At 26.8% G+C, this 6,571-nt stretch carries 9 protein-coding genes and 1 pseudogene; all 10 read right to left on the bottom strand.

Annotated elements, in window-relative coordinates; all coding sequences use genetic code 11:
* Positions 1 to 184, bottom strand: a pseudogene (locus tag Q0V09_RS06175) (adenine phosphoribosyltransferase); the annotation flags it as partial.
* 18 nt (positions 185 to 202) lie between these two features.
* Positions 203 to 1,030 carry a hypothetical protein gene (locus Q0V09_RS06170; RefSeq protein WP_297407593.1) on the bottom strand — a complete coding sequence of 276 codons (828 nt, stop codon included), beginning with the start codon at positions 1,028 to 1,030 and terminating at the stop codon, positions 203 to 205.
* 1 nt (position 1,031) lies between these two features.
* The gene (locus tag Q0V09_RS06165; RefSeq protein WP_297407595.1) at positions 1,032 to 1,679 is read right to left on the bottom strand and encodes a DUF502 domain-containing protein; all 648 of its coding nucleotides are present in this window, start codon (positions 1,677 to 1,679) and stop codon (positions 1,032 to 1,034) included.
* A 7-nt stretch (positions 1,680 to 1,686) separates the two neighbouring features.
* On the bottom strand, positions 1,687 to 2,946 hold the full coding sequence (locus Q0V09_RS06160; protein WP_297487702.1) for a hemolysin family protein: 1,260 nt from the start codon (positions 2,944 to 2,946) through the stop codon (positions 1,687 to 1,689).
* A gap of 117 nt (positions 2,947 to 3,063) precedes the next feature.
* A complete protein-coding gene (gene accB / locus Q0V09_RS06155; protein WP_297487699.1) occupies positions 3,064 to 3,519 on the bottom strand; it encodes an acetyl-CoA carboxylase biotin carboxyl carrier protein in 456 nt (151 codons plus the stop codon).
* Between the two features lie 9 nt (positions 3,520 to 3,528).
* Positions 3,529 to 3,969 carry an ACT domain-containing protein gene (locus Q0V09_RS06150; protein ID WP_297487697.1) on the bottom strand — a complete coding sequence of 147 codons (441 nt, stop codon included), beginning with the start codon at positions 3,967 to 3,969 and terminating at the stop codon, positions 3,529 to 3,531.
* A 7-nt stretch (positions 3,970 to 3,976) separates the two neighbouring features.
* Positions 3,977 to 4,837 (bottom strand): bifunctional methylenetetrahydrofolate dehydrogenase/methenyltetrahydrofolate cyclohydrolase FolD, encoded by an 861-nt coding sequence (gene folD, locus Q0V09_RS06145; RefSeq protein ID WP_297487695.1) that lies wholly within the window; start codon positions 4,835 to 4,837, stop codon positions 3,977 to 3,979.
* Between the two features lie 5 nt (positions 4,838 to 4,842).
* The gene (locus tag Q0V09_RS06140; RefSeq protein WP_297487693.1) at positions 4,843 to 5,493 is read right to left on the bottom strand and encodes a redox-sensing transcriptional repressor Rex; all 651 of its coding nucleotides are present in this window, start codon (positions 5,491 to 5,493) and stop codon (positions 4,843 to 4,845) included.
* A gap of 18 nt (positions 5,494 to 5,511) precedes the next feature.
* Positions 5,512 to 6,444 carry a methionyl-tRNA formyltransferase gene (gene fmt, locus Q0V09_RS06135; protein ID WP_297406679.1) on the bottom strand — a complete coding sequence of 311 codons (933 nt, stop codon included), beginning with the start codon at positions 6,442 to 6,444 and terminating at the stop codon, positions 5,512 to 5,514.
* Between the two features lie 11 nt (positions 6,445 to 6,455).
* On the bottom strand, positions 6,456 to 6,571 hold a 116-nt coding region (locus Q0V09_RS06130; protein ID WP_297487704.1), incomplete at its 5' end, for a type II 3-dehydroquinate dehydratase.

Genomic DNA, 6,571 nt, shown 5'->3' with positions numbered 1-6,571 from the left:
ATATAAATCCTCTTGCTTCTGGTCCAACAACTAAGTCTATTTCCTGTTCTTTTGCATATTCAACTATTTTATCTGTTGCATATTTAAAAGCTTCTCCATTTCCCATTAAAGGTGTTATATCTCTAAATTTAATCCCTTCTTTTGGATAGTCTTCTACTAATGCTACATACTTTTTTAAATCCATTTAATTTTTTCCTCCTAATTAATACATATATGTTTTTACTTTTATATATTCTAAATTATATTGATAGTCTTCTGAAATCATACTAAATACTATTCTACATTCTTTCTTTTTTCCTATTTTATAATATAACTTTGCTAACTGTAATAAAATTTTATCATTTATTTTGTTGCTACTTAAAAAGTCTTTTAATACTTTCTCAGCATACTTATAATTTTGTAATTCATTTTCATAAGTATTTGATATTAAAATAACATTATTTACATCTTCAGGTTTATATTTTTCTAAAGATTTTAATATTAAAAATAGATTTTCTTTATTTCCATTTTCTGATAAAACTTTAATATACGATTTTGTTAAAATAATACTATTAAATATAATAGATTCTTTTATTTTTTTATATGTTAATAGTGCTCTTTTTGATTCCCCTATTTTATAATAAGAAAATGCCAATATTGCATAATCTTTTTGTGTTTTCAAGTCTTTTGGAACCTTTTCTAAATAAAAAATACTTTTTTTATAGTTTTTTTCATCAAAAAATAAATAACTTAAATTTCTTAGTGCCTCTATATCTCTTGGTTCTTTTTTTAAAATTTCTAAAAAAATATTTTTTGATTCTTTATACTCTAATAATTGACTTTTTATAATTGCTATTTCCCTAAGTATTAAAATATTTTTAGGATCTTTTTCTAAAGCTTTTTCATATTCAATTAAAGCTTCTCTATTTTTCCCTTGAGAATATAAATTTATTCCCTTTAACAATGAATATTCATTATCTTTCTTATATTTATTTATATCAACATTACTACATCCAAAAAAAATAAAAAGTGGTATTAGCCATTTTATCAATTTATTTCTCCTTTTTTGTTGGTAATATAACTCCTCCAGATATAATTAACTTAATTGCATCATCAACCTTCATATCCAAAACTTCCACATCTTCTTTTTTAATTACAATAAACATTCCAGATGTTGGATTAGGAGATGTCGGAATAAAAATATTGCACATTGTTTCTTTTGTTCTTTCCTCTACAACATGATTACCTTCTGCTGTTAAAAATCCAATACTATAAATTCCTTTTCTAGGATATTCAATCATTACAACTTTTTGATATGCTTTTTCTCTATCTGAAAGAACTAATGATATTATCTGTCTTATTGTACTATATATTTGACTAAAAAGAGGAATTTTAACTAGAAGCCTATTTAAATAACTTCCTAGCCTTTTAAACAAAAATACTCTCATAGCTGTTCCTATTATAATTAAGATTAAAATTACCGTTATAAATGATACAAAATTTATAAAAATTGTCATATATAAATCTAAATCTTTCTCTTTTCCAAAACTTAAAATAAATGTTCTTACTGCTGTTGTAACAAATGAGTTTTGTAATAAGCCTAATAATATTTGAAATACCCAGTTAAAAATGTACACTGTTATAACAATTGGTAATATTGCAAATAATCCACTATAAAAACTAGCTTTGATTCTTTTCATTTTTGTTTTATTCTCCTTTTTGAATTTCAACTTTTGAAACTCTCATTTTTTCCACTTCAACCACTATTAATTTAATATCTTGAAATTCAACTATATCTCCAATAGATGCTATCTTTCCTAGTTCTGACATCATCAGACCACCTAAACTTTCATAATCTTCTGATATCGGCAAATCTATATCTAGTTCTTTATTTATTGTTTCTATATCTAACATCGCATCTATTTCATATCTATTTTCACTAATTTCTTTAATTGTATCTTCTTCCTCATGATCAAATTCATCACGAATCTCTCCCACAATCTCTTCTATTAAATCTTCTATTGTTAACAGTCCAACTGTTCCACCATATTCATCTAAAACAAGAGCTATATGAACTTTTTTACTTTTAAACTCTCTTAATATTTCTATTATTGACTTTGTTTCTGGTACGAAAAATGTTTCTCTTACGAGTTCTTTAATCTGAATTTCTGTAGTTTTATCTTTTAAATAGTTCAATACATCTTTAGCATATAAAACACCTATTATATTATCAATAGTATCAATATATACTGGAATTCTAGAAAATCCTGCTTCAATCATTTCAATCCAAATATCATCTAATGTTTTTGTCCCTTCAACTGCAAACATGGATGTTCTTGGTGTCATTATCTCTTTTGCATTAGTTTCTCCTAGCCCAACTATAGAATGTATCATCTCTTTCTCTTCTTCTTCTATAATACCTTCTGCTTCTCCTACGTTAACATATGAGATTAAATCCTCTTCTGTTATCATAATGTTTTCATTTTTTACTTCAACACCTAAAATTCTTCCAATTAAAACAGATGTCCACATTAGAATTTTTACTAATGGCTTCATTAATAATCCAAAATAATAGATAGGCCCAATTACTGACTTTGAAAATCCTTTAGCATTATTTTTTGCTATAATCTTTGGAGTAATCTCCCCAAAAACTAAAATTAAAATAGTCATTGCTCCTGTTACAATCATCAAACTTTTTGGTGAATTGCCCATAATATTTATAGCTAATGCTGTAGCTATTGATGATGCTAAAATATTTACTATATTATTTCCCAAAAGCATTCCTGTTAAAATTTCATTTGGACTTTTTAGCCACTTTTTTAACATTCCTGCTGTCCTTTTGTTTGTTTTTTCTATATCCTCTAAATCACTGCTTTTAAATGATGTTAATGCTGTTTCTGAGGATGAAAAAAATCCTGATAGTAAAATTAAAACAACCAACAAAATAATATCACGATATGTGTCCAACGTTTAAATACACCTTCCTTATTTTCTTTTTATATACTTAGATATTTTATCACATGTCTCACAAAAAAACAACTAACTCTATTATAGACTAAAAAAGGGAAAGCTAAAAGCTTCCCTCTATTTTACTAAGAATAATATATCCCCTTTTTTAACAATGTTTCCATTTCCACCCTTTATAGATACAACTGTTCCTGATTCTGTAGATTTTACTTCATTCATCATTTTCATTGCTTCTATAATACACACTGTATCTCCCACTTCAATTTTATCTCCAATTTTAACAAAATCATCTAATTCTGGAGATGCTGCTGAATAGAATGTTCCAACCATTGGTGACGTTACTTCTTTTAAATTTTCTTGAGAAATAGCTTCTATTACCTCTTCTTCTTCAGATGGAATACTTTGAATATTTTCTGAAGCTATTGTTTCTTTTACTCTAGTAATCTCTGAAGCTTTAGCTTCCTCTTTCTTCATCGTTATTTTTGCTCCATCAATTTCAAGAGAGATTTCTGAAAGATTATGCTCCTCTATGCTTTTTCCTAACTTTTTTATAGTTTCTATATCAAGTTTCATTTTGCCTCCTTAATTACTTCCAATCACTCTAAGCTCTTTAACAGAGTTTAACGTGCTTATTTTTTCCAACATTTCCTCTATTTTTCTTAATAAATTCTCTGTTGTTTGAATAGATATTGTTACTCTACTTATTCCATCTATTGCTATATTTTGAACAATAGTTAGTATATTCATTTGCTCTCCAGCTATAATATCTAAAACTCTTGCTAAAATTCCTGGTTTATCTACTAAAGATAGATGTATACTAAATACCTTTTCTTTTCCACCCTCAAAAAATGGTTTAATATAATCTTTATATTTATAATAAGTACTTCTACTTATTCCTACTCTTTTAATAGCCTCATATTTTGATATTTTTTCTGTTTGAACAATATCATTAACTTTGATCACGCTTTGAATTGAATTTGGCAGTATTCTCTTATCTACTATATAATACTCTTTTTTATTCATTTATAATTCACCCCTGTATTTGTTTGTTTGTTTTAAATGCTTTTAATGTATTATCCAATAACATTGCAATTGTCATAGGTCCTACTCCCCCCGGAACAGGCGTGATAAAACTTGCTTTGTTTTTTACATTTTCAAAATCAACATCTCCGCAAAGTTTATTATTTTCATCTCTATTTATTCCAACATCAATGATTATAACATTATCTTTTACCATATCCTCAGTTAAAAATTTCGAACTTCCTATTGCAACTATTATTACATCTGCATTTTTTGTTTTCTCTTTTATATTCTTTGTTCTGCTGTTACAAACGGTTACTGTTGCACCTTCATTTATTAATAAAGCTGTCATAGGTTTTCCTACAATATTACTTCTTCCTATAACAACAATATCTAATCCTTCTAACTCTATCTTATACTCATTAAATAATCTTAATATTCCTGCTGGAGTACAAGATATTAAAGCTGTTTTATCTCCTAATACAACTTTCCCTAAATTTTCTGGTTTAAATCCATCAACATCTTTTGTTAATATTATTTGTTCTATTACTTTTGGAGTATTTATATGATCTGGTAATGGTAATTGAACTAATATCCCATCAATTTCATCATCTACATTTAAATCATCTATAACTTTTAATAATTCATCTTCACTAATATTCTCTGACATTATATAATTTTTTGACTCTATTCCAACCTCAGAGCACTGTTTAATTTTAGAACTAACATATATCTTAGATGCTAAATTATCTCCCGCTTGTATAACTGCCAATCCAGGGACTCTACCTGTTTTTTCTTTTAACTCTTTTATTTCTTCTTTTATTGAATCCCTAACTTTTTGAGATACACTTTTACCATCTAAAATCTTCATCTATTTTATTCCACCTTTTCTTTCCAATAATTAAGCTCTTGTAATTTTCTATTTAAATCAACATGCTCAATTACAACTCCTTTAGGAACTTTTATCTCTATTGAAGTCATATTCAGTATCGCTTTAATTCCAGATTGTACAACTATATCTGTAACTTGTTGCGCTATTGATTTTACCTCTGTTATTATAGCTATATCAATTTTTTGATCCATAGCTACTTTTGGTATATCACTTACACTGCTTATTTTTATTCCTTTATACTCTTTTCCAATTCTACTTTTTGTTATATCAAAAACTCCTACAATATTAAATCTTGACTTTTCTATGTCTCCCTCTAATAAAATAGCATTTCCTAATTTCCCTGCACCTACTATAATTACGTTATTCTGTTTATTTATCCCTAAAATATTTTCAATCATTTCATATAAACATTTAACATTATAACCTTTTCCTCTTATTCCAATACATGATTCTATATCCACTATAAAATTAGAAAAATCTTTTCTGATCTGAGCTGCAGTTACCCCTAACAACACTCCCATCTCTTCAGATGATATATAATCCTCTGGCGCAAACTTTTCTAAACATTTTAAATAAATAGTTAACCTCTGAATTGTTTTTTTTGAAATTTTATCCTTTTTCTCTAAGTTTTTCATAATTCCCCCCATATTATTTTATTCTAATATTTCGCCCATTTTCATTACATTACCATTAATACTATCATTTCCAGTAATCATTCTTTTATTTTCTGGTTTGATATTTAATAATATAACACTTCCATCTTTAACTTTTACGACAAAACCTTTACCTTTTATAGAATCTACAACTTCCCCTATTTTCCCATTGTTATAAACTCTATTTAATTTTTCTACTGCATATATTTTTAAAACTTTTTCGTTATGATGGCTATAAGCTGTTGGGAATGGATTCATTCCTCTTACAAAATTAAATATTTCTTCTTCTGTTTGATTCCAATTAACTATACAATCTGTTTTTTTATATGGTTTTACAAAAGTTACTTCATTTTCATTTTGTTTTATTCTTTTTGCTGTTCCATTTTCTATTTGTTTAACAGCTTCTATTAACTTTTCTGCACCAATATCTTTTAATCTATCATGTAGTGTTAAAAATGTATCTTCCTCTGTTATTGGAGTTTTTCCTACTAAAATAATATCTCCTGCATCTAATTTCTCAGCAATATCCATTATTGTTACTCCACTCTCTTTTTCACCAGCTATAATTGCTGCATTTATTGGAGCTGCTCCTCTAAATTTAGGTAATATTGACGAATGAACATTTATAATTCCAAATTTTGGAAAATCTATTATGTTATTTGGTATAATTTTACCATAAGCTACTACTACAATTAAATCTGGATTTAACTCTTTTATTATCTCAAAAGTTTCATCTGTTTTTAATGAATTCGGTTGATAAACTGGTATATTATTTTCAATTGCATACTCTTTTACTGGTGTATATTTTATCTTTTTTCCTCTAGTGTTTGGTTTGTCAACCTTTGTAAAAACACCAATTATTTCGTGTTCTTTTCTTAAGCTATCAAGTGATGGAATTGCAAATTCCGGTGTTCCCATAAATAAAATTCTCATTTTTCCTCCTACTACTTTAAACTATCTAAATAATATATGGCCATTTTATATCCCTCTATACCAAATCCGGATATTTTTCCTATGGCTATATCTGAAATTACTGATTTATGTCTAAATTTTTCTCGAC

Source organism: uncultured Cetobacterium sp., assembly GCF_947039425.1.
Classification (GTDB): domain Bacteria; phylum Fusobacteriota; class Fusobacteriia; order Fusobacteriales; family Fusobacteriaceae; genus Cetobacterium_A.
Note: the sequence above shows the minus strand (reverse complement) of the source record. Positions and strands in the feature narration are given on the sequence as shown.